This is a genomic window from Enterobacter sp. 01-M-02-SI-ECC (assembly GCF_047530595.1).
GTDB lineage: Bacteria > Pseudomonadota > Gammaproteobacteria > Enterobacterales > Enterobacteriaceae > Enterobacter > Enterobacter cloacae_M.
In genome coordinates this window covers 30038-53397 of sequence record NZ_JBLKCZ010000022.1, presented here as the reverse complement: position 1 = coordinate 53397, position 23360 = coordinate 30038, and the positions used below count along the sequence as shown (strand labels likewise).

Below are 23360 nucleotides of genomic sequence, written 5' to 3'. Positions count from 1 at the left end.
GTTTTAGGTTGGATACATGCATAAAGGAAAGTTAAGCAGTGATGCGCCATTCGGAACGTTGTTAGGCTATGCGCCCGGTGGTGTGGCGATTTACTCTTCAAATTACGGCAGTCTGGACCCTCGAAGCTACCCGCAGGACGCAGATTTTCGCAGCTATATCGGCAACGAATACATGGGCCACAAGTGGCAGTGCGTTGAGTTTGCCCGCCGTTTCCTGTTTCTCAACTATGGCTTTGTGTTTACCGACGTCGGCATGGCGTGGGAAATCTTCTCCCTGCGCTTTTTGCGTCAGGTGGTGAACGATAACATTCTGCCCCTTCAGGCCTTTGCCAATGGTTCGAAACGCGCGCCGCGCGCCGGAGCGCTGCTGATCTGGCAAAAGGGCGGCGAATTTCACGAAACCGGCCACGTGGCGGTGATCACCCAGCTTCTCGACGATAGGGTGCGTATTGCGGAGCAGAACGTCATTCACTCCCCGCTGCCGCTCGGGCAGCAGTGGACGCGCGAGCTGCGTCTGAGCGTGGAGAACGGGTGTTATACCATCCAGGACACCTTCAACGACACGGAGATCCTCGGCTGGATGATCCAGACCGACGACGCGGAACACAGCATTCCCCAGCCGGAAATCGACGGCGAACTGCTGAAAATCAGCGGCGCGCGGCTGAAAAACAAACGTCAGTTCGACGGAAAATGGCTTAACGAAAATGACGCGCTACAGCAGGCGTATATCCGCGCCAACGGCCATGTGATCAACAAAGATCCCTGCCAGTACTTCACCATTACCGAAAGCGCCGAGCAGGAGCTGATCAAGGCCACCAACGAACTGCACCTGATGTACCTGCACGCGACGGACAAGGTGCTGAAAGACGACAGCCTGCTGGCGCTTTTCGACATCCCGAAAATCCTCTGGCCGCGCCTGCGCCTCTCCTGGCAGTGGCGTCGCCACCATATGATCACCGGTCGTATGGATTTCTGCATGGATGAGCGCGGCATTAAGGTTTATGAGTACAACGCTGACTCCGCCTCCTGCCATACCGAGGGCGGGCTGATTCTCGAAGAGTGGGTGAAAAACGGCTATCGCGGCAACGGGCATAACCCGGCGGAAGGGCTGCTGGAAGAGCTGACCGGGGCATGGAAGCACAGCCACGCGCGGCCGTTCGTCCACATCATGCAGGACAACGATGTCGAAGAGGACTATCACGCGCTCTTTATTCAGCGTTCGCTGATGCAGGCCGGGTTCGAGACCAAAATCCTGCACGGGCTGGAGGCGCTCAGCTGGGATGCCGCCGGACAGCTGATCGACGACGAAGGCCGCCACGTCAACTGCGTGTGGAAAACCTGGGCGTGGGAAACGGCGATTGAGCAGATCCGCGAGGTCAGCGAAACCGAATATGCCGCCGTGCCGATCCGCACCGGGCATCCCGAGGGCGAGGTGCGCCTGATTGACGTCCTGCTGCGCCCGGAAGTGCTGGTCTTCGAACCGCTGTGGACCGTTATTCCCGGCAACAAGGCGATTCTCCCGGTACTGTGGCAGCTGTTCCCGAACCACCGTTACCTGCTCGACACCGATTTTGAGGTTAACGATCTGCTGAAGCAGACCGGCTATGCCGTGAAGCCGATTGCCGGACGCTGCGGCAGCAATATCGATCTCATCAGCGCTCAGGACGAACTGCTGGATAAATCCAGCGGCAAGTTTGTTGACCGCAAGAATATCTACCAGCAGCTGTGGTGCCTGCCGAAGGTCGACGGCAAGTACATACAGGTCTGCACCTTCACCGTGGGCGGGAACTACGGCGGAACCTGTTTGCGCGGCGATGACTCGCTGGTGGTGAAGAAAGAGAGCGATATCGAGCCGTTGATTGTGGTGAAGGACTCGCTATAAAAATCTCTCCGCTGGGTTGAGGGTTGCCTAAAAATATTGCCTGCACGGACGGCCCCCTCTCCCTTGAGGGAGAGGGCTGGGGTGAGGGGGAACATACGGCTCAGGTCACGTTATGTTCCTTGCTACAAAATACTGTGGTTCCCTCAGCCCGCAGGGTCTCCTGCGGGGGCTTTACGTTACTGCTCTTCCTCTTCCTGCTGCTCGCTGATCTTCAGATCGATGATGCGGCCAATCTGATCGTGATACACCGTCAGCAGGTTGTACTGGCTCATCTCGGAGATGATCTGCGGTGAAACATTAAAGCTGCGGGCCAGCTCTTCCTGGTGAAAATAGCCTGGCTGACGCCGCCTCACATGGGCGCGGCGGCGGTTGTACTGATACCACAAAATCAGCAGCCAGCCGTTGAGCGCGGCGAACAGCAGGTAGAGCAACACCGTATTAAAGGACGCAATAATCACGCTCCAGCGGTGGTCGCTCTCATCGGTTAGCTGCATCCACAGCCGGGCATACAGGAAAAACAGAAATCCTCCCCATGCCACCAGCGTCAGCGCGGCATCGAAAAGACGCGGCAAGAGCCGATGCTCGGTCAAAATTAAGGTATTTTCGTTCATTAAATGCTCCCTTTTCCCCGGTCCGGACTGATCCAGCGCGCGCGGGCGCGCTGGCGTTTAAGCATGACTTTTGGAAATGCGACGAGTGTGGTGAACAGGCCAATCATCCAGTACACCATCGGGAACCAGATCACCCAGAAAAGCGAGCTGGCCACTTTTCGTTCGTAGCGCCGCTCGATGTACAAGCTGACCAGGAACTGCAGCAGGCACATCACGCCCAGCAGCAGCCCGGTAAACTCCGGTGGAAAAAGGCTCTCCACGGTCAGCCTGGCGGGAACCGGCGCGACATGGCTGAGGAGGAACAGCAGCACCGTCATCGCATACGCGAAGGCCCACAGCGTTGACAGCGCGTACTCCAGAAACAGCGGCCACATGCGGTGATGCTCCCAGCGCACAATTCTGCGCAGGTTGACCAGAAACACCTCCGCGCCCCCCTGGGCCCAGCGCAGGCGCTGTTTCCACAGGCCCCTCAGCGTCTCCGGCATCAGGATCCAGCACAGCGCCCGCGGCTCAAAAAAGATATCCCAGTGGCGCAGCTGAAGCTTCCAGCTGATGTCGATGTCTTCGGTGATCATGTCCGGGCTCCAGTACCCGACGTCTGCCAGCGCCTGTCGGCGAAACGCGGCGATGACGCCGGAGACGGTAAAGACCCGGCCATAGATCCGCTGCGTCCGCTTGATGAGCCCAATAATGGAAGAGAACTCGCCCACCTGAATGCGGCCAATCAGCGTGGAGCGCGTGCGAATGCGCGGATTACCGGTAACCGCCCCGACGTGAGGGTACTGAATCAGCGGGGCCACCAGATAAGCCGCCGTATCGCGATCGAGCAGGGCGTCGCCGTCAATGCAGACCAGCAGGTCGCCCCGGGCCGCCGCTGCCCCGGCCTTGAGCGCCAGCGCTTTCCCCTGGTTTTCCGCGAGGTTAATCACCCGCAGGCGCGGCTGTTCCTGCGCCAGCTCCTGCAGCACCTGCGCGGTGTTGTCAGAAGATCCGTCGTTGATGGCAATAACTTCTATATTTTCATACCGCTGATCCAGCGCGGCGCTGATGGTCTCTCGGGCATTCCTTCCCTCGTTGAAACAGGGGATAAGAATGGAGATGAGCGGCTCACCCGCGAGCGTCGGGGCGGGCGTGTCTTTATCCCACGACCAGTGGCGTTCAAGCTGATACCAGAAATAGAGGCCGCCGGTTATCCAGAGCACCGACATAAACAGCGGCCAGAAGAACACAAAATCCAGAATCAGTTCGCCGGTAAAAAGAGCGGCCACGCCTAACGGCAACCCGAATACCAGACATAAAATAGAGAATGCGATAATGCGATCAGTCATTGTCAGGGTACCAGTACGAAGAAAATTCAGGCCTGATGCGCGAGATATCAGGTTGGTTGTTGAGAAAGTCGTCGGGGTAGTAACCGTAGTTTTTGACGCCGTTTAGCTGGAGCACGCGCATCCACTGCGCAAGCTGGCTATCGGCAACGGCGCGCTGCGGTTTCTGGTCCCAGTCCCTGGCCTGCAGCTCGAAAATCGTTTTATCGAGCGCGCCGGGGCGTGCGGCGACCGCTTTAACCAGACGCGTCAGCCAGGCATCGCTCTCGTCTGCCGGGACGGACTCCATCAGCGGCATGGACATCGGTACCGTCCAGTCATACTCCGCCAGAAAATCATCAAGATTCTGCGCGAACCACGCTTCGCTTTCGGGCTGCAGAATGGGTAAGGCGAACATATTGCGGGCGGTTTTTATCTGCGGGCCACGGATATGCTTCACCGCCAGGCTCAGGGCGTGGGTAAACCCGATAAGCGTCTGGCTTTTCTGACGCGTGGTGTTCTGACCGGCATCGTCCACGTCCGTCAGCGCCGCATCGTCATGGAACAAAATCCCGTTGAAGCTGGCATAGCGGGCCAGATCTTCATAGATGTCCGTCACCTGCTGGCGCACCTGCGGGTCCCACGGGGAGAGCCGGATATAGGGCTCGGTGGCTTCGCGCAGCTCGCCGGTTTGACGATCCCGACGCTGCACGCGCGGCAGGGAAGGATTGAGATCGAACGAGAGCACCGGCATCCACGCGAAGACTTTCACGCCCGCGCGGGTTTGCAGCTGCCAGGAGACAAAATTAAAAAGATCTGCCCGGACCGGCAGACGACGGTTGGGGAATAGAGCGCCTTGATCCTGCCGTCGCCCTGCGGGTCGGCAAACGCCTGCAGGAAAACATGGCTGATCTTCATGTCATAGACCCGCTGGATCAGCCTGTTGATGTTTTGGGTCTGCTGGGCAGGATCGGGATCGTAAACGTAGTCGAGATCGACGTGCATGACGCGCACGGGATCGCGCTCCTGAACCTGGCTGATCGTGCTGGCAAACGCCTTGAGCGAGGGATTTCCGGCGATCAGCAGACGGGGAATATTGCCCAGATCCTGCACGTTCCCCAGCCCGTCCTCAAGGGTGAAGGCCAGCCGGTAACCCTGCTGTCTGGCGATAGCGAGCGACGTACCGCTGGCGGCGCCGTAGGGCCAGACCCAGGCGCGCGGCGCTTTGCCCGTCACCTGCGTGATTTTTTCAGTCACTTTACGAACGTCATCGCCGATCCGCTGGCTGAACTGCTGGTCGGTTTCATAGCGGCCCGTCGCTTTGTCATAAAAGCGATTGGCGATGGCCGGCTCGCGGCTGCCCTGCGGGTTGGCCGGAATACCGTAATGCGAGGCCCAGGTGTGCGATCCGATCTCAATCAGCGGGGACCGGCTGAGCTCGCGCACCATGTCCCACGTCGCGAAGCGATCCCGGGGCGTCATCAGGCCGCCGAAGTTAACTTTTTGATTTGCCGGCGTATCCACCCAGCTGCCCACCGGCGCCCACAGCGCAGGAACGTTCCACGCCTGAAGCAGCGGCCAGACGCGGGTGTAAAAGCTGCTGTAGCCGTCGTCAAAACTGAGCAGAACGGCTTTTGGCGGCAGCGTTTTTTTCCCGTCATGCGCGTCAAGAATGTCCTGCACGCTGATGGCGTGGTAGCCGTTGTGCAGAAGCCAGCTTATCTGCTCGTTTAACGCGCTGGTGCGAACGGAGAGATAGCGCTGATCGGCGGCATCGTCTTCAACGTCGTGGTAGGCCAGGACCAGAAACTGGTTCTCCGGCCAGGGTTTACTCGCCTCCAGCTGCGGCCGATCTTTGGGCGCAATGAACGAGATCGCCTGCGCGCAGACGCTCGCGCTGAGGCAGAGCCAGCCGAGGAGTATCAGGCTCACGGAAAAACGTGTGTTCAGCATATTCATCCTTAAAAGCGTAAAGTCGCGTCAAACGTGACGGAGAGATTGCTCTCGCGTTTGCCGTCGTAAGGGCGTTTATCCCAGTTCAGCATCACGCCGGTATCAATGACGTTGTTCCACTGGACGCGCTGTCCGTAACCCAGCAGGGCGATGGCGCCAGCGGACTGATTTTTCTGCCAGTAGCTGCCGCCTCCCGCCACAAACTGCTGGCTCCAGAGGGTGTCGTAATGGCGGACCATCTCATGGTCAACGGACAGGGCAGCCGTCACGGACAGATCCCGCGCCGGGTTGTAGTAGAGCGTGTCGCGCAGGCTGTTTTTACTGGCGGCGATCCCCGGTTCGAGATCCAGCGTCAGGGAAGGGGTCTGCCAGAGACGCTCCTTGCCCGTGAGGGTGTATTCCTGGCGACGGTTATGGTCGGAGAAGCGGCTGAGGGCGTCGCTGAACTGGTACTCACGCCGCTCGTTTTGATACCAGCGCACTCCGCCTTCACCCCGGTTGGCGCTAATTCCGTTGCGTAACGCCCGAAGGGGCGTGGTGCGCGACAGGCGTTCCAGGCTGCCGCTGACCTGCCAGCTATCGGTCACAAAGTATGTTGTTGCGAGGCGAGCGCCCGGCTTGTTTTCACCGTGATAGCGGTTGCTGGAAAGCTCGGCTTCGAGCTGGAGGTCGCGTGGTCGCCACTCGACGCCGCCCAAAAGGTGACGGCTGGTGCCTTTGCCCTCATCGAAATTACTATGCGCGTAGCGGGTGCCTGCAAACAGCCGCCAGCTATCCGCTACGGGTGGGCCATAGAGCGTGGCGTCCCAGCTCAGGTCGTGTGTCCCGCTGACGGGGCTATCGGAGTGCAAACCCTTGCTCGCGTTGAGGCGCAGTTCGGACATGTGGTGGACCGTTCTGAGCCTGTCGAGACGCCTGGCGCTGCGGTCGGCGGGCGCGCGAGCCAGCACGTCGTCGGCCAGTAAATCCATCTGTCGCCACTCCTGCAGATCCATCGCGACGTAAGCCTGCTGTTGCTCTAGCTCTGTGTTGGACGGCTCCAGCGCCTCCGCTTTTTTCAGCTTTTGCTCGGCCGCGCGCGGCAGGCCCCGCGCCTGAAGCAGGGTGGCGTAGTCAATCTGTAATCCCTGATTGCCCGGCGCCATTGTCGCCAGACGGTGCGCCAGCTTTTCGGCTTCCGGCAGGGCATTCGTCGCCAGCAAATAGTTAAAGCGGAGCGACTGTCCGGTAAGCCACCGATCGTTCGGCTGAGGGGTTGGGGAGCCGAAATCGTAGCGGGTCCACGGGACGTTGCGGGTCTGGCGCTCTACGTACTGGCGGGCGGACTGATACTGTCCCGTATCCAGCCAGGCGTAGAAAAGCGCGTGCTCTTCGTCCTGCGGGTCGGAAGCGTATTGCGGATAGCGTTGCAGAAGCGAGAAGGCGGCGGCAGCGTTTTGCTCCTGCAGATACGCGGAGATGACCCAGCCGATTGCCCAGTCCGGCACCGGATGCTGGGCTGCCGTAAGATCCTGATATTCGCTAATCACCCGTGGGTAATCAGCATGGGCGTACAGCGCGCCAAGCCTGTCGATACGAGCAAGGACGACGTCTTCCGCCGCCTGCGGCTCTTTTTGCCAGCGAGCAAGCAGAGCGTCGTAACGATTCAGCGCGGTTTGCGCAAGCTGCAGGCGCTCCTTTTCTGTTCTGCCAGGCACATCGGCAAGGCGAACCCGTTCTGCAGCGGCATTACGCTCAAGACGGCGACGCTCCGCGGGGGACAGCGTTACGCTTTGTGAAAGCTGGAGCGCGGGGGTGTTCACCCGGCTATCCGTTAGCGCGTCGATCAGCTCGCTGAGGAGCGCTTTATTCTCAGGTGCGACATTCAGCGCGCGGGTGTCTGCCAGAAGCCGATCCCAGCTTTTTCCCTGGCGTAACCAGACATACGAGAGCGTCTGGAGATGCGCCTGAGAGGGATTTTCCGCTACCAGCCGTCGGGCTTCCTGCAGGGCAAGCGTATCCATGCGGGCATCGGCCAGGGTTTTGATATAGCCGATACGATAATCATCGTTATCCGGCGCAAGGCTATGCGCCTCTTTCCAGAGCGCCAGGGCCGGCTGCCACGCTTTTTGATTTCGCCTGGACTGCGCGACGGCAGCAACGCCGCGGGCGGGCAGCGGCATATAAATGCCGTAACGCTGCCAGACCTGAATAACCTCGTTATCATGACCCGCCCAGGCTGCAACCTGTAACCAGTCCGCAACTTGTTCAGGCGTCAGGGCATGCTGCTGCTGATAACGCTGAAGATAATCGAGAAACGGCGTGTAATTACCGTTACGCGCCTGTTGAATCTGTTGCTCATAAACGGATTCAGTCCCCTGAGCCAGAACAGGAAAGAGGAATAACAGAAACAATAATGTTGGGGTGCGATAAAAGAATAACGTATTGAAGCGAAGTGAACTTTCCATATCTATTTGCCATTTGTTTATCATGAATCCATTGCATAACACGGCCGCCTTTAAACTCAGGGTTAAAGGCCATAAATGAGAACATTAAATCTGAATGCAGTGATGTTACGGGGTACTTACCTAAAGGTAATTATGGATCCTTATCTTTGTGGACTGGGTGAAAGCTAATGTACACCTGATATGTTGCCGGATAAATATGTTGAAAAGCCGGTGTGTCGTTTTGAGATAATTCTGGATTGAGCGCTTTGTGACGTTTTTATTGAATTAGGTGTTTATTTTTAACCAATTGAAATTACTGTGTTTTATTTTTATTGTGACAGCTTTGTATATATTTTTAATGGGGTTTACCTGCCTCAATTAAAGTACTTTCTGGTGCATGTTTGGGAAGTTTCATGACAAAAACTCTTAATGTTTAGAGAAGTGACTTTTCTGCGATTGTTTTTTATTTATAATTAATGGTAGCCATTGAATGATAGTCTACAGGAAGTCTTACTCATCAATGTCTGTATTGAGGGATGTCCAAAGCCAGATTACATTTATCGTTAATATAACAGCGCTATAAAACGAAGGCGGCCTTCTTTGCGAGGGATCGTGCTTGCTTTAATCTAAAAGGGATGGTTAGTGGCAACTTCAATTGTTTTAGTGACTCAGGATCGCTACCTTGTCAGAGGGATGCGGATATTTTTTCCGGATATTATCCTGCTCGACTCGATTGACAGAAACATATTTGATAACGGTGCAGATGAATATTCTGTATTGATTGATAGTCGTTCTCCGCTCCGTTTATATGATTACCTGATACGCCATCCGGCCAGAACGAAAAAAACAATCTGCTGCGTTATGCTCGATATGCGACACCGGGAGGAGAATCTGCTCAGTATGAAGTTATTTATGAACACGTCGCTGACCGCGCCGGATATGGCGTCGTTATTTAACCTGGTGCTCAATATGAAAGGCCGGCGCCTGACCACGAAGTGGCTGCTTAATTTACGTCTTAGCACGCACGAAGCGATCATGCTGCGGTTGCTGCGGGCAGGGATGCCGATGGAAGCCATCGCCGATGAGCTGAATACGTCGGTGAAAAGCCTCTATCGCAAACGAACGGCGCTCTCGGAACGCCTGGGGGCGGAGAACTTCAACGAGGTGTGTTTGTTTATCTTTAAAAACAAACTGCTGGACGCAGGTGGGAACGATCCCTAAAGTTGTCAGGAATTCAAAAGCAAAAAACCGCCACGAGGGCGGGTTCGTTAATAAGGTGCGTGGTAACGCGCTTATCTCGATACCGGCGGATGTAAGGTGGCAGAAAATGAGCGGGTGGCGGTTGGATTTTGGGGGAGAGGAAACGCGTATTATAATGAAAAACGAATAGTATCTTCTGCTCTTTAACCCCGTTTATGAACTGCCAGAGGCTAAGCCATGTGTTTTATCCTGAGCGGGTGATACCAGAAGGAGACTCCTGGAAGTGATTGAAAAATTTAAAAGGACGTTAGAAATGAATAAATATCTGTCTGGTCTGTGTGTTGTTTCTTTTTTTTATTTTTCTTCAATAGGTTACGCACACTCTGCGGGGCTAAATAAAGTTCAGGTTAGTATCAAACCCAGCAGCGCTAATGGAGGATATATACCGGTAATTTCTGATGCAGATGAAATCGAGCCTTCTGATTTCAGGGAGTCGGATCTACAGGAGATGCAGGATAGCCTGAGGAAGGTGAAGTCCGACAACCGCAAAGTCGATGAGCTAACTCAGAAGGTTTTACAGCTTGAGAGAAAGAATTCTGAGCAGGAGAGTAAGATCGAGCGATTGCAAAGAAGCCTTGATGACATGAAGCGGAGCAACGACAACCTTTCAAATCAGGTCAGCAATTTATCCGGCAAAATTAAGTGATAAAAAGAGCCACCGCCTGTATTAACTTACCGGGCTATTAGCGTAAGCGTGCCTGCATTAAAGCCGCGCTTATCAGCGCCCAGAAATCGGCCGAAGCCATATAGCAAAAACCCGCCACGAGGGCGGGTTCTTTAAATAGTGGTGCCCGGACTCGGAATCGAACCAAGGACACGGGGATTTTCAATCCCTGTGACAAAATGTTAAATTCCATAGAAGAATGATCGGTATTTGTTGAATCGCATCCTGATTAATTTTCAGGTGCTAAAATGCATTTACAATCAATCGATTATCCAACGTTGGGCGTTAAGCCTCGTATTATACCTGTTGTTTCCACTAAGGGCGGCGAGGGTAAGTCTACTCAGTCAGCTAATCTTGCAGGATTTCTGGCCGATGCAGGCATCAAAACACTTCTGATTGATGGCGATCATGCTCAGCCAACGGCCAGCAGTATATTCCCGCTTGAATACGAAGCCCCTGGTGGTTTGTACGAACTGTTGATGCAGACAGTTGATCTCTCCAATCCAGATAATCTGATCTCCCGTACGTCAATCAATAATCTGGACATTATCGTTTCCAACGATCCTCGTAATTTTCTCCCTACTGCAATGCTGAATGCGCCCGATGGACGAGTTCGTCTCCGAAATGCTCTTTCACATCCCCTTTTTAATTCATATGGCGTGATTATTGTCGATTCACAAGGCTCGCGGTCAGTGATGTCTGAGTTAATCATCCTTGCTTCCACCGGAACCATGGTGGGTATTGCCAAACCAATTCTTCCTGATGTCAGGGAGTTCATGCGCGGTACAGTCGCGCTGATGGAAGAATTGCTGCCTTATTGTGCGTTTGGCATTCAGCTTCCGGTCACAAAATTGCTCATCAACTGTATGGAATACGACAATCTGTCTGTTGAGACTCTCGCCGAAGTCAAAGCGGTTGTTGAAGATAAACGCTACAGCGCCCATGCAGACAAAATTCATATCGACTTGCTGGAGACATGTATCTATGACCTGACTGTCTATGTCCTTGGGCATGTTAAGGGCGTACCGGTACATCGTCTTGAAAAAAATACCCGGCGTAAAAGCGACTCAGCATTTACGTCAATGTATCAGTTGGCATGTGAACTTTTCCCTGAGTGGAAAGCGAATTTTGATGCGTTAGCTAATGCGGGGGGCGAGGAATGACCTCTAACAACCGCAGAAATGTATCAGGGCTGTTTTCTCAGGATGCTGAGCAGAGCGTCATTGGTGGCCTGATGCTTGATAACGACTGCTGGGATGAAGTGGCGCTCCGTCTCAATACCGATGATTTCTATTTTAAGGTTCATCAGGTCATCTTTCATGAAATGGCGCGCCTGGTTGCAGCAGGGCGTCCGATTGACCTGATCACACTTGCTGAGAGCATTGAAAGCCGCGGTAAGGATGCGCTTGAGCAACTTGGCGGATTCGCCTATCTGGCTGAACTTTCAAAAAATACTCCGAGTGCGGCCAATATCGTCGCTTACTGTGACATTGTTGCCAGGTACAGCCAGGGGCGACAGTTGGTCGCAATTGGTACTGAGATAACCGAGACTGTTAAGGCATCCGGTGCTGATATCGGGGCGGTGATGGAAACCGCAGAGCAAAAAATTACGCGGCTGGCAGAACGTTCAGAACCACAGCAGGCTGTGACGCTGCTTGACGGCATGGAAAAACTCCTGACAGAGCTGGAACGTCGTTGCAATGTGCCTGATGGTATTACTGGTACGCCTACGGGATTTGAAGATTTTGATGCCATGACCAGCGGGCTGCAGGCTGCTGATCTGATACTTATAGCAGCAAGGCCTTCAATGGGGAAAACTGCTTTTCTGATCAGCCTGATTCTTAATTCACTTCTAAAAAAAGCCGATACGCATGCGCAGTTTTACAGCCTTGAGCAGCCCACCGAGCAGATCCTCATGCGTATGGTCGCTTCACTTGGCAGTGTAGATCTCACACATTTAAAAAATGGTCAGATGGATGATGAGGACTGGGCGCGCGTTTCAAACGCGTCTTCACTATTGATGGGGGACCTTAAAGACCGCCTCATCATAGATGACACTGGCTCACTGACCCCCGCCATGCTCAGAATTCGTGCCCGTCGTAACGCCCGCCGTTATGGTCACCCTTCTGTCATTGGCCTTGATTACCTGCAACTGATGCGTTGTCCGGATCAAGAGAACCGCACACAGGAAATTGCTGAAATCTCGCGGTCACTCAAAGCGCTGGCAAAAGAAATGAGCTGTCCGGTTGTTGCCCTTTCGCAGTTGAATCGTCAACTGGAGAGTCGTGCTGATAAACGGCCTAACAATGGCGATCTTCGTGATTCCGGTGCACTGGAACAGGATGCTGACGTAATTGTCTTTATCTATCGTGATGAGGTCTATCACGAAAACACTGAAGACAAGGGGGTTGCTGAAATTATTGTCAGCAAACAGCGTCAGGGACCAATTGGTACCATCCGACTGCAATACGAAGGCCGATATACGCGTTTCTCTGCTAACCCTGGTCAGACCGGGAGGTTTGCATGAGCAATGCCCGTGGTCTCAACCTTGGCGACGCCATGTTGCAGCGAGGAAAATCACCAGCTCAGGCTGCTGCTGATAATAATACTCCCCCTGTAACGCAGCCAGTAAACGAAATGGCAATGGTTCTTACCCTTGACCAGCTTCGCCCCAATCCGGATAACCCGCGCAAAGGGCGCAACCCTCGTTTTGAGGAAATCAAAGCTTCCGTCCGTGCTCGAGGATTGGATTCGATTCCAAAAGTAACCCGCGATCCGGATGGTGATGATGTTTATATCTTTAGTGACGGAGGAAATACCCGGTATCAGATCCTCTGCGAACTCTGGCAGGAGACTGGTGATGAACGTTTTTATCGCGTTCATACAATCTTTAAACCCTGGCCTGGACGTCTAAAATGTCTGGTTGGTCATCTGGCTGAGAATGAGGTCAGGGGAGATCTTACCTATATAGAAAAGGCATTTGGTGTTCATAAAGCGCGCGTAATTTATGAAGAGCAACTGGGTCGAAGTGTGACTTTGCGAGAGCTTTCGGATCTGTTGGGTAAGGAAGGTTATCCTATTGATTACTCCAGCGTAAGCCGAATGGAAGATACGCTTAATTACCTGTATCCACATATGCCCCAGTTGCTTGAAAGTGGTATGAGCCGTGGTCAGGCAACACCACTCCTGAGCCTTCGTTCTTCTGCTATGAAGGTCTGGAAATCTTTCAGCGGTGACGTAAACCCAGAATGTTCTCTTGATGATGTGTTTGGTGCAGTTTGCCGGTGTTTTGATGAACCTGAAAGCTATGCCCTTGATATTTTCAGGGATGAGTTTATCGGTCAACTGGTTAAGGCTCTTCCCCATCCAAGCCTGAATTATGACCGCTGGTTAATTGAACTTGATCCTCGTGAGCAAAAACGCCGGGAACAGTTTGGCGAGCCACCTCCACTGCCAGCACCTACACCCGCGTCTGAACAGTCAGGTGGGCGGGAGCGCACAACACCACCAGTTACGACCCTGCCTGCAGATAAATCATCCCAGCCCCCTGTTACTGGTCTGCGTAGCGGTACACTGACCACGCCAGGGCGTCCGGAAGCTGTACCAGAACTTCAGGACAATACTGCACTTCCCGGCGGTATGTCTGTTGGAAGTGAGACGCGTCGTGAAGTACAGAATGACCTGTTTGGCGGAAATCCTGTGGTTACCGGTCAGACAGAGAATCCTGATAGCGCCGGAGAATGGCAATTTAAGTCAGATGTTAATTCCAGCGCCCTCATTTCTGCTTTTGGCGAACAGGATGAGTCCTCCATCTCTTCAGTTAGCTCAGTGGCCTTCGCGGCAACCGGGCTGGAGCCGGTCAATGATATCTGGCACATCCCTGCATTACAGGACGACATCGAGCACCTGCAGGATATGACTTATCGGCTTACTTTCGAAATTGCCGAAGCGATGGGCTGTGCGGACTGTGTTCGGGAGAATAAAGACCATCGTTCAGCTGGTTTCTCCATTTCAGAGAACTCCAGTGAGTTTACTCTTTTCCTCGCAGGGCTATCAGGTTCACTGCCTAACAAACAGTTCAATATGTTCATGTTCTGCCTGAATTTTTTTGGCTCTCAGGAACCTGCAGATACTGCCGTTTTCGATGATGTCACTGTTGTAAAAACAATGCGTCTTATTCGTGTAATACGTCGTCTGCGTGAGCTGCAGCGTCTGGCTGCGAAGGGAGGGGAAAATGTCTGAAGACCTGAATGATGAAATGGCTCAGGCCAGTACCGCTATTTTCACCCAACGCGGTATCGATGCTATCAGGGCAAAAGTGCACTCATTACGCCCGTCAAAAGAGATTTGCGAATGCTGCGGCGCGGACATTCCCGCAGCCCGCCAGCTGGCAGTACCGGGCGTGGAGTTGTGTGCTGCTTGTCAGGATGTGAAGGAGAAGCAGGATGTTCACCGTGCTGCCGGCAGCAGGGGGCTACACCATGTCTGAAAACACAAAAGTGATTGCACGTATCCGGCGACTGATGGCGCTGGGTACCCGGAACAGTAATCCACACGAGGCGGCCCGTGCAGTGGCGCTGGCTCAACGGCTGATGCAGCGTCATGGCCTGACCCCTGACATGCTTTCTCTTCATGATATCCAGGAGTCCGTTTGCCAGAACCTGACCAGTAATGCTGAAAAAGTGCCAGCCTGGCTAAGTTCTCTTGCAACGGTGGTTTGCATGGCTACGGGCTGCCGCTGCTGGTTTGGCTGGCATGTCCACACAAGTTGCAGTGGTGTAAAAAGCGTCCGCCGATCTCTGCACTTTTATGGTTTCAGCGGGAGAGCTGAAGTTGCGCTCTATATCTATACCGTTTTACAGCGGCAACTTCGTGCAGACACTGACGGTCAGATTGCCGGATACCGGAAGCGCCGGATTCTTAAGAACACGCTCCGTCGCCGAGCCGATCAGTTTCGTGAAGGGTGGGTATCTGGCGTCTGGCAGGTACTGCAGTCATTTGCGCCTTCAGAATGTGAGAATTCCATGCTTCAGCGCTGGCTTGCCCAGCGTCACACCGGCGACCCCCTTGGTGCTGTAAGCGTCAGGGCAGCTGGTAAATGCCGTGGCGACAGAGCAGCACGCGTAGCGGGCTGGCTCGCAGGGCGGGATACCGAAGTTCATCAAGGCCTGACTGGTGCGCAGGCTCAACAGCAGATTACGGCGGGAGGCTGTACACATGAGTGACATTTTTTTATGGAGTGCCTGCCTGTCGGGCTGGCTTTTTGATGTTCTGCTTGTTGCCGATCAGATGATATCAGGAGGGGGCCTATGAGCCAGCACAATCTTTCACAGGCCACCACGGCCATCCTTTCATCACTGCTGATGGATGTCAAAAACGGCAATATCCGCCGCTGTGAGTCGCTGGGAATGTCTCTCGAGGAGATACGCGCACTGAGTCAGCTAAGCCTTGATGAGCTGCACTACTTGAGCCAGTCACACGTTTCTGTGCTTGATGTTAGCCTGAATCACGAAAATTTTTGGCTGATGCTCAACCAGGCACGTAATGAGCAGAAACGAATGCTGATGATAGACCGGGCGCTTGAGCTTGGCGGTTCAATGGAACTGATTGATAAATACTTCGGCCTGTCTCCATCAGAGGTTAGTGCACGGCGTCGTCTGATGGGGATAGAGTCTCGCCAGGGCCGCACACAGTCTCTGACGGAGCCACAGGATTCGGCACTATGGATCGAGTGGAAGGCTGCCGGGCTATCATCCCCGGACTCTCATCAGGCCCTGGAAGCGATGATGCTTGCCGCTGAGCAGCATGGCCTGTCACTGACCGCAGTCTGGAGCAGGGTCTGCCAGTGGTGCCGGGAGACAACGCCAACCCGCAAGAGTGAATCACAACAGCGCAAGGAAGCATGATGCAGATGACCGACTTTTCTTCACGTCAGCACGTTTCCCCCTCGGTTCGTCGCAGGGCGCAACGGCTGTTCAGCGCAGTATGCTGCGGTGAGAAGGTGTTCCGTCGGTTGACGATGAACGGCTATCTCAAGATAGATGTTGGGCCGTTCTGGCGCATCCTCAGTAAGGATGGAGGTAAACACTGGTGGCTGATGGATCATGAGACCTATAACCGTGAAATACGGCGGTAACGGAATGCCGCTGCTGACCGTACAGTGCCGGGTTCGTCCCGGCATTGTGCTGTCTCAGGTTGAAGAGGAGAGCAGAAAATGACCATTCCGGCAGACAGCATAGTTGCTCATACACTGTCCAGGATGCAGCGTAGTCTCGAACGGCGTACAGACACTGGTGATGTCGGTCAGGAGCGCAGCGGGCTTCTTTTTATGGGAAATGTACATGATGCGTTTCCCCGGCAGCTGTTTCTGGATACCCGCCTTTCGCCACTGGATAAAACCGCCTGGGTGATGATCCGGTTGTATGCACAGCAGAATGAAGGTGCTGTTTTCCCGACTTATGATGAGCTCCAGGTTCAGCTGGCGTCGGCACATTCAGAGAAGGCCTCCAGAGATACGGTCAGCCGCGTTCTGCTGATGCTGCGTCTTACAGGCTGGCTCAGCCTGTGTAAGCGTGTTCGCGACGACCATGGTCGTGTGCGGGGCAATATCTATGCACAGCATGATGAGCCGCTGGGGTACCGTGATGCTGAGACTTTTGATCCAGGCTGGCTGACCCTTGTTGAAGAGAGTTGCCTGAGCAGGAATAAAGCCGTCCGTATGACGGCGCTGGCTGTAGTCAATGATATCCTTCATGATCCGGGAATGCGCCACCGTCACAGCCGCCTGGCCATTATTGAGAGCCGGCTAAGTGCACCTGCCACACCAGAACAAATGGCTCGTCAGCGACAGGCTGTGCAACCGAGTCCGAAATCAGGACTCAGTAAAAAACGCATAAAAAACAGCCCGAATTCACTGAGTCCGGAAAACGGACTCAGTTCCCTTAAACCTGATAATTCACAGAGTCCGGAAAATGGACTCAGTAAAAAATCAAGGACTTACACCGGAGTCCGAAATTCGGACTGTAACGTACGTTCTTTCACACACAGTGTGAATAAAAAAACGTACGTACCGTGTGGTGAGCAATTCCTGCCAGATGATTTTCTGAACGCTCTGAACAGTGAAGACAGGCAGATGCTGAGTACGCAGATGGCTTCGCTTCCGGAGACAATGGCAAAGGCCCTTGCTGATATGCTGCGTGAGCAACAGGCCCTTGGAAGGCTCAACAATCCGGTGGGCTGGATGTTCTCTATGCTCCGCAGGGCGCGAAGTGGTGAGCTGAAAATTTCAGAGGATACGGCGTCTGCGAGTTCTGGTGGAACAATTTCCCGCCCGGTTGAATCACGTACTGTACCCACAGCCAACATCCCTGTTCAATCTGCGAAACGCCCGTCTCAGGGGCAGGTAAGGGCGATGATTGCGGCTATTCGGCAACAGGTCCAGAAATGATTATGGCATCAAATATCTTTTCTGATTAAAAAGTGAGCTTGTTGCGGGGCGCAACAAGTACAAAAAATAATCAATTCTGATGTGTAGTGGTTAATGTTTCGCGGGATGGTTTCACAGTTGATTAAAAAGTGAGCTTGTTGCGGGGCGCAACAAGTACAAAAAATAATCAATTCTGATGTGTAGTGGTTAATGTTTCGCGGGATGGTTTTACTACTGGTTAAATAATGACCTTGTTGCGGGGCGCAACAAGTACAAAAAAGAATCAGGTTTCGATGTGTTGTGGTTGGGGTCTTGCGGGAAAGTATTGCTGCTGGTTAAAAAACGAGCTTGCTGTGGGGTGCAGCAAGTACAAATTTTAACCAACTTACAATTTCGTTCTTGGAATTATGAGTTTCGCGTTGTTGGAGATACCGGTGTTTCAGGACTATGCCTGCTCATCTTAACTGAGCACAGGTGACAACGATGGCAGAAAAAAATGAGAAAAGAACTGGTGCGCTGCAGTCTGAAATGACGATCGCACTGCATACGAATTACGCAATCGGGCTATGGCAAGGGCGTCAGCCTGAAAAACAGGACGGTGAAAAGCCTGCAAGGCATGGAATTATCGGTATGCCTCAGTTTTTCCACCGTGCGACTCTGATTAACCAGGATTCCCTGCGAAATAATCCATGGGCTGATGTTGCTATGTTTAACCTGGAAGAAAAGATCAAGGTTGCATCAGATTCTATGACTGCTTTGATACAGCAACTTGATGCTGAGATGTCAATGTTGCCGCCTGGTATTACATTGACAGAAGTTGCATCTGTTGAGCCACTCGATATCCAGGTATTTACACGAACCCCTCTGGGTTACAGGTGTGTGTTTCTGTTAGTAGGATTCGATCAGTTTGCGAAAAAGGCACTACAGGCATCGCATTATGGATTAATTACACGTTCTCGCCGTGATCATCATCTTAGCGAAGGTGGCAGATTAATTCGTCAGGTCTATGGCTCTGTTTTATCTTATCGCCGTATTGATGCTTCCCGGTTTGATGCTGTGGAAAACAACGAAACATGGAAACAAGCATGCGAGGTGGCGGGAGAGCCAGATTTGTCTGTTCTTCTTGGTGAAAAGCGCTCAGCTTTCTCACCGCCGGTTAATGAATCGAGCGTAAACCTGCTTCGTATGCGATATCGGGCTGCCTGACCGGGGAACCACCATGCGGTTGTTTATCTGCGAAAAGCCCTCACAGGGGCGAGATCTTGCGAATGTTTTGGGTGCCACCCGACGTGGCGACGGTTTTCTAACTGGTCCTGGCGTCACTGTTACCTGGGCAGTAGGGCATTTGCTGGAGACCGCACCGCCTGAAGCATACGGTCAACAGTATGGCAAACCATGGTCGCTCTCTGCTCTGCCGATCCTGCCTTCCCCATGGCAGGTGGTGGTAAAAAAGGAGACGCAGTCTCAGTTCAAGGTTATTGAGCGGCTGCTGCGCCAGGTCGATGATGTGGTTATCTCCACTGATGCGGACCGGGAAGGAGAAGTAATTGCCCGTGAATTGCTGGAATACTGCCGCTGGGACGGTCCTGTACAGCGGCTTTGGCTTTCTGCCCTTGATGAAATGAGCATCCGTGCAGCTCTCCAGGATCTGCGACCGGGTGCCGAAACTCTTGGAATGTATCATGCTGGACTTGGTCGCGCTCGTGCCGACTGGCTCATTGGAATGAATCTGTCCCGTCTGTATACACTGCTTGCAGTACAGTCAGGATTCGACGGTGTGATTTCTGTCGGGCGGGTGCAGACTCCCACCCTGGCACTGGTTGTCCGGCGTGATCGGGAGATAGCGACATTCGTCCCAAAACCTTTCTGGCAGGTTAAGGCGCTTCTGAGTGCGGGAGGGAGAACTTTTCCGGCGCAATGGGTACCTGCAAAGGTTTATACCGACGAAGAAAAACGCTGTGTACACCAAAATATAGCGCAGCAGGTAGCGCATCTTTGCCGGCAGGCTGGAGCAGCGACCGTAACAGAATGTGAGACGAAGCGTGAAAAAGCGGCAGCACCGCTGGCTTTTTCGCTCGGCACTTTACAACAGGCCTGTGGCCTGCTCTGGGATATGTCACCCCAGCAGGTGCTTGACACTGCACAGAGCCTCTATGAGAAACACAAGGCAACCACTTATCCACGAACTGATTGTGGATACCTTCCTGAGTCTATGCGTGAGGAAATCCCCTCGGTTCTTTCCGCTATTGGCCTGTCTGATCCAGAGTGTAGTTCTCTTCTTTCAGGTCTAAATACTTCGTTTGTTTCGCGTATATGGAACGACAAAAAAATCACAGCTCACCATGGCATTATCCCTACCCGAAACGCGTTTAAGTTTTCTGCGTTAAGTGAGGCAGAGCGAAGGGTATACACCCTTATCCGCCGAAATTATCTGGCACAATTTCTTCCCCTGCACGAATCTGATATTACTCGTCTGCAGTTTGACATTGGCGGGCAACTGTTCCGCACAACAGGAAGGACGGAGATTGTAATGGGCTGGAAGGTCCTTTTCAGTAAGGAGGAAGAGGATAGTGCAGGGGATGATGATCTCAGTATTGAACTTCCTCCTCTCAGGAAGGGTGACCGTTGCGGAGTAAACGGTGCAGAGGTCGTGCAGCAAATGACTCGTCCGCCGGCTCACTATACTTTCGCAACACTCATCGGCGCTATGATGAACGCGTCAGCGTTTGTTACCGATATTGCTCTTCGTAAGGTACTGAAGGACAACGCCGGACTAGGCACGGAAGCCACCCGTGCAGGTATCGTTGAGCAACTGCTGAACCGCAGATTTATTGTGCGCAAAGGTAAGCAGCTTCGCGCGACTGATCTTGGTGCTGATGTCATTGATGCTCTGCCCTCGCAGTTAACCGACCCGGGAATGACTGCACTTTGGGAACAGGCTCTGGATGAAGTAGCAGAAGGACGCCTTACCCTGAATGATTTTTTGCAGCGACAGGTCGGATGGACCCGTAACCTTGTCAGCTTGGGGGGGCAGCAGCGGGTAAGCATTAGAATACCACCCACACCATCGTGCCCTTTATGTGGGGGGAAAACTCGCCTAAAAAAAGGACAGAAAGGAGAGTTTTGGGGGTGTACTCGTTATCCTGATTGCAAAGGAATCATCAACAACGACACCCAGAAACGTAAAAGCGCGCGTAGCTCTAAGGCTGTAAAACCAAAGAATAATTAATTCCTTGTCTCTCATTGCGGGGACAGGATGCCTTTGCTATTGTTGCGACGGCTCTGAAGCCGCACCCCGTGACTGCGGGTCCTGTGAGCATCAAATGCAGTGCTTGCAGGATACAGTCTTGTTGGCCGCGTCCACACCTGAACGTGAGTCAAAAAGGCACAAAACTCCGTGAAACCGTGCCGGGTCCTGAACACACCCCCGGAGCAACTGCGTAAGCAGGTCAACATCAGGTCTAATGGTGCAGACCTCACAGGCGGTGCCGAAAGGTGCCGCTTTTTTTATTTTTTGGCATTGATGATTTTTTACGCACACCGGCGTTGACATCTGCTGCGTCTGAATAAATGATAAAGAGGCTAATCGTTGTCATCGACAACTGCCAATGCCCTGGTGATTTGAGAAGGGCGCCTTCGGGTAATCACATGCCAATGCCACATAAAACCTGAGAGTGGCGCCTTCGGGTGGTAAACCTGTTTAACCTCTGAGAACAGGTACTCCTGGCGAGTTGAGGTCCATTTCACAAATACAGCCAGTCGGCAAAAATTTGCTGACTTCCCTGCGGGAAACGTTATCCCGCAAGGGATAGATGTTTCTCCGCTACCAGTTTAGTTTTCACTCCGGAGATAACATCATGACTGCTACTACAACTGCATCTTCTTCCACCACCTCTTCCTCTGCCAGCCAGAAAAAAGAGTATTTCAATCTTAACGTAAGCGGTATCGGCTACCTGAGCTCGATTCGTCGTGTACAGGGCCAAAACGGTGAATTTACCTGCGCTGTCATTAATGCCCTGACTGGTCCTACCGACAATGCGTCATACACTCGCTTCGATGTCACTGTTGCGGGCCCAGAAGCTACAAAACTCATCAACCGCTGCCAGAAGGCCGTGGATGAAGAGGAAAAAGTATTGCTGGGGTTTGTGCTGAGCGGCCTGAAAGCTGACGTGTTTACCCTTCAGTCGGGTGAACATTCCGGTGAATCCAGACCTTCTCTGAAGGCTCGCCTGATTAAGGTTGAGTTCATTAAGAAAGGCCAGGAAGTCGTTTACACAGCGCCAAATGCATCTCAAACCCCGGAACAAGGTTCTACGGCTCCTAAAGACTACGATCCGAACTCGTTTTAATTCTTTTTTCTTACATCCGGTAAATCTCTTTCGGGAGATTTACCTCTCTCGATAACGTAACGGAGCTCTCGCATGGGAAATCCATTCGGTTTACTGGCTTCAGAAGCTGGGTATCAATTACAGATCCAGGTTCTGTCCAGTCAGCGCGGTTTTTATATCGGAACCGCGAACGAAATGGGACCCGTGTCCCGTGAGTCAGTCGAATACTACAAAACCAGTCTGCAGGCCGATATTGCTCTTGAAAAAGGGGAATGGACGCAGCGTGAATATGATTAGGTACAGGAGATTACATCATGGCAAGTCGCGGAATTAACAAAGTTATTCTCGTTGGCCATCTCGGTCAGGACCCCGAAGTACGTTATATGCCCAATAGCACAGCTGTTACAGGGCTCAGTATTGCAACGTCGGAGTCATGGCGTGATAAACAAAGCGGTGAAATGAAGGAAAACACTGAGTGGCATCGCGTCGTGTTGTTTGGCAAACTCGCCGAAATAGCCGGTGAATATCTGAAAAAAGGTTCACAGGTATACATTGAAGGCCATCTGCGGACTCGCAAATGGACTGATAATGGCGGGGTTGAACGCTGGACAACAGAAGTTGTGGTTGGTGTGAACGGTACGATGCAGATGCTGGGTAGTCGTAATACCCCTGCTGGTACCGGTAATGCTCAGCAGCCTGGGCAAGTTCAAGGTGGTTGGGGGCAGCCTCAGCAGCCTCAGCAGTCAGCTGCGCCACACAATCCTGCTAATGAACCTCCGATGGATTTTGATGATGACATACCGTTTCTGGGGCATGGTTATGGGATCTGCCGAAAAGCGATCTACGCCATTTCCTGATTGGATTTTACAGAGGCGCCAGTTTGACTGGCGCTTTTTTATTCAAGATAATCATGGCAGGAGCGGGGTACTTTTTTAATGCCAGTTATACTGAGAATTAACGGATTCAAATTTTTCTTTTACTCGAACGAGGGAAATCCTCTAGAACCCGCTCATATTCATGTCCGTAACGCTGATGGTGAAGCGAAATTCTGGCTTGAAAATGAAGTTAAACTGAGCAGGAACGATGGCTTCGATGCCCGGACTCTTAAAGAGTTGACTAAGATGGTTCAACATAACCAGACGATGTTTGTGGAGGCCTGGAATGACTATTTCAGCTAAAAATGTACGATTTGATGAGACCACCATGTGGGTCGAATTAAACGATGGCAGGGTGATGGGCGTACCAATCGCCTGGTTTCCTCGTCTGCTGAATGCCACAGACAAAGAACGTAATGACTATGAACTGAGTAAACGTGGTATTCACTGGGATAATCTCGATGAGGATATCTCAGTCGATGGCTTGCTCGCTGGCCGTGGTGACGTGACCCATGTTCCACATCGCGTAGCCTGATAATCATAAAGTCGCAGACTAAGGCGCCGGATTTTCCGGCGCTTTTCTTTTTAAGGTATTGCCAACTGGCTGGATAAATCGGTCTCGTGTAGCTCC

The 23360-nt window shown here is 52.9% G+C and carries 21 protein-coding genes and 1 pseudogene; 18 read left to right on the top strand and 4 right to left on the bottom strand.

The genetic code is table 11. The features are described 5' to 3' along the window. The first annotated feature begins 16 nt into the window (after positions 1-16). The gene (gene gss, locus ACMWLG_RS20895) at positions 17-1882 is read left to right on the top strand and encodes a bifunctional glutathionylspermidine amidase/synthase (protein ID WP_045403955.1); all 1866 of its coding nucleotides are present in this window, start codon (positions 17-19) and stop codon (positions 1880-1882) included. 176 nt (positions 1883-2058) lie between these two features. Here the strand turns inward: gss and pgaD are convergent, their stop codons facing one another. From pgaD to pgaA, 4 genes and pseudogenes are all read right to left on the bottom strand, one after another. Then, entirely contained in the window at positions 2059-2493 is a 435-nt protein-coding gene (gene pgaD / locus ACMWLG_RS20890; protein ID WP_023309156.1) for a poly-beta-1,6-N-acetyl-D-glucosamine biosynthesis protein PgaD, read from the bottom strand. Continuing rightward, positions 2493-3821, bottom strand: coding sequence for a poly-beta-1,6-N-acetyl-D-glucosamine synthase (pgaC, locus tag ACMWLG_RS20885; RefSeq protein ID WP_023309155.1), 1329 nt, complete (start codon positions 3819-3821; stop codon positions 2493-2495). The genes pgaD and pgaC overlap by 1 nt, the downstream gene beginning before the upstream one ends. Continuing rightward, positions 3814-5750 (bottom strand): annotated as a pseudogene (pgaB, locus tag ACMWLG_RS20880) (poly-beta-1,6-N-acetyl-D-glucosamine N-deacetylase PgaB). The gene pgaC and the pseudogene pgaB overlap by 8 nt, the downstream one beginning before the upstream one ends. 8 nt (positions 5751-5758) lie before the next feature. Next, positions 5759-8197 (bottom strand): poly-beta-1,6 N-acetyl-D-glucosamine export porin PgaA, encoded by a 2439-nt coding sequence (pgaA, locus tag ACMWLG_RS20875; RefSeq protein ID WP_045619867.1) that lies wholly within the window; start codon positions 8195-8197, stop codon positions 5759-5761. A gap of 672 nt (positions 8198-8869) precedes the next feature. Between pgaA and ACMWLG_RS20870 the strand changes: the two genes are divergently transcribed. From ACMWLG_RS20870 to ACMWLG_RS20790, 17 genes are all read left to right on the top strand, one after another. Then, positions 8870-9397: a helix-turn-helix domain-containing protein gene (locus ACMWLG_RS20870; protein WP_414763026.1), complete on the top strand. Its 528-nt coding sequence runs from the start codon at positions 8870-8872 to the stop codon at positions 9395-9397. Positions 9398-9689: 292 nt separating this feature from the next. Beyond that, a complete protein-coding gene (locus ACMWLG_RS20865; RefSeq protein ID WP_045403989.1) occupies positions 9690-10082 on the top strand; it encodes a hypothetical protein in 393 nt (130 codons plus the stop codon). A 266-nt stretch (positions 10083-10348) separates the two neighbouring features. Next, the gene (locus tag ACMWLG_RS20860; protein WP_152043817.1) at positions 10349-11263 is read left to right on the top strand and encodes a ParA family protein; all 915 of its coding nucleotides are present in this window, start codon (positions 10349-10351) and stop codon (positions 11261-11263) included. After that, a complete protein-coding gene (gene dnaB-PI / locus ACMWLG_RS20855) occupies positions 11260-12627 on the top strand; it encodes an SPI-7-type island replicative DNA helicase (RefSeq protein ID WP_231533100.1) in 1368 nt (455 codons plus the stop codon). Before ACMWLG_RS20860 ends, dnaB-PI begins: the two co-directional genes overlap by 4 nt. Beyond that, positions 12624-14342 carry a ParB family protein gene (locus ACMWLG_RS20850; RefSeq protein ID WP_231533101.1) on the top strand — a complete coding sequence of 573 codons (1719 nt, stop codon included), beginning with the start codon at positions 12624-12626 and terminating at the stop codon, positions 14340-14342. The genes dnaB-PI and ACMWLG_RS20850 overlap by 4 nt, the downstream gene beginning before the upstream one ends. Then, complete coding sequence (locus tag ACMWLG_RS20845; protein WP_058799662.1) at positions 14335-14589, top strand: TraR/DksA C4-type zinc finger protein; 255 nt, start codon at positions 14335-14337, stop codon at positions 14587-14589. Before ACMWLG_RS20850 ends, ACMWLG_RS20845 begins: the two co-directional genes overlap by 8 nt. Continuing rightward, the gene (locus ACMWLG_RS20840; RefSeq protein ID WP_105604458.1) at positions 14582-15325 is read left to right on the top strand and encodes a DUF2786 domain-containing protein; all 744 of its coding nucleotides are present in this window, start codon (positions 14582-14584) and stop codon (positions 15323-15325) included. The genes ACMWLG_RS20845 and ACMWLG_RS20840 overlap by 8 nt, the downstream gene beginning before the upstream one ends. Positions 15326-15409: 84 nt before the next feature. Beyond that, complete coding sequence (locus tag ACMWLG_RS20835; RefSeq protein WP_038161978.1) at positions 15410-16006, top strand: DUF2857 domain-containing protein; 597 nt, start codon at positions 15410-15412, stop codon at positions 16004-16006. Further along, complete coding sequence (locus ACMWLG_RS20830; protein WP_058799658.1) at positions 16006-16236, top strand: hypothetical protein; 231 nt, start codon at positions 16006-16008, stop codon at positions 16234-16236. Before ACMWLG_RS20835 ends, ACMWLG_RS20830 begins: the two co-directional genes overlap by 1 nt. A 78-nt stretch (positions 16237-16314) precedes the next feature. Then, positions 16315-17547, top strand: a complete 1233-nt coding sequence (locus ACMWLG_RS20825; RefSeq protein ID WP_231533102.1) for an STY4528 family pathogenicity island replication protein — start codon at positions 16315-16317, stop codon at positions 17545-17547. A 462-nt stretch (positions 17548-18009) separates the two neighbouring features. Beyond that, positions 18010-18732: a PFL_4669 family integrating conjugative element protein gene (locus ACMWLG_RS20820; protein WP_231533103.1), complete on the top strand. Its 723-nt coding sequence runs from the start codon at positions 18010-18012 to the stop codon at positions 18730-18732. 13 nt (positions 18733-18745) lie between these two features. After that, on the top strand, positions 18746-20755 hold the full coding sequence (locus ACMWLG_RS20815; RefSeq protein ID WP_231533104.1) for a DNA topoisomerase III: 2010 nt from the start codon (positions 18746-18748) through the stop codon (positions 20753-20755). A 628-nt stretch (positions 20756-21383) separates the two neighbouring features. Next, on the top strand, positions 21384-21875 hold the full coding sequence (locus ACMWLG_RS20810) for an STY4534 family ICE replication protein (protein WP_085105439.1): 492 nt from the start codon (positions 21384-21386) through the stop codon (positions 21873-21875). 72 nt (positions 21876-21947) lie between these two features. Next, positions 21948-22151 carry a hypothetical protein gene (locus tag ACMWLG_RS20805; protein ID WP_032676552.1) on the top strand — a complete coding sequence of 68 codons (204 nt, stop codon included), beginning with the start codon at positions 21948-21950 and terminating at the stop codon, positions 22149-22151. A gap of 17 nt (positions 22152-22168) precedes the next feature. Further along, positions 22169-22711: a single-stranded DNA-binding protein gene (locus tag ACMWLG_RS20800; RefSeq protein ID WP_058799354.1), complete on the top strand. Its 543-nt coding sequence runs from the start codon at positions 22169-22171 to the stop codon at positions 22709-22711. 78 nt (positions 22712-22789) lie between these two features. Next, complete coding sequence (locus tag ACMWLG_RS20795; RefSeq protein WP_046497089.1) at positions 22790-23032, top strand: DUF4160 domain-containing protein; 243 nt, start codon at positions 22790-22792, stop codon at positions 23030-23032. Continuing rightward, positions 23016-23264: a DUF2442 domain-containing protein gene (locus ACMWLG_RS20790; protein ID WP_000155614.1), complete on the top strand. Its 249-nt coding sequence runs from the start codon at positions 23016-23018 to the stop codon at positions 23262-23264. The genes ACMWLG_RS20795 and ACMWLG_RS20790 overlap by 17 nt, the downstream gene beginning before the upstream one ends. Positions 23265-23360: the final 96 nt, after the last annotated feature.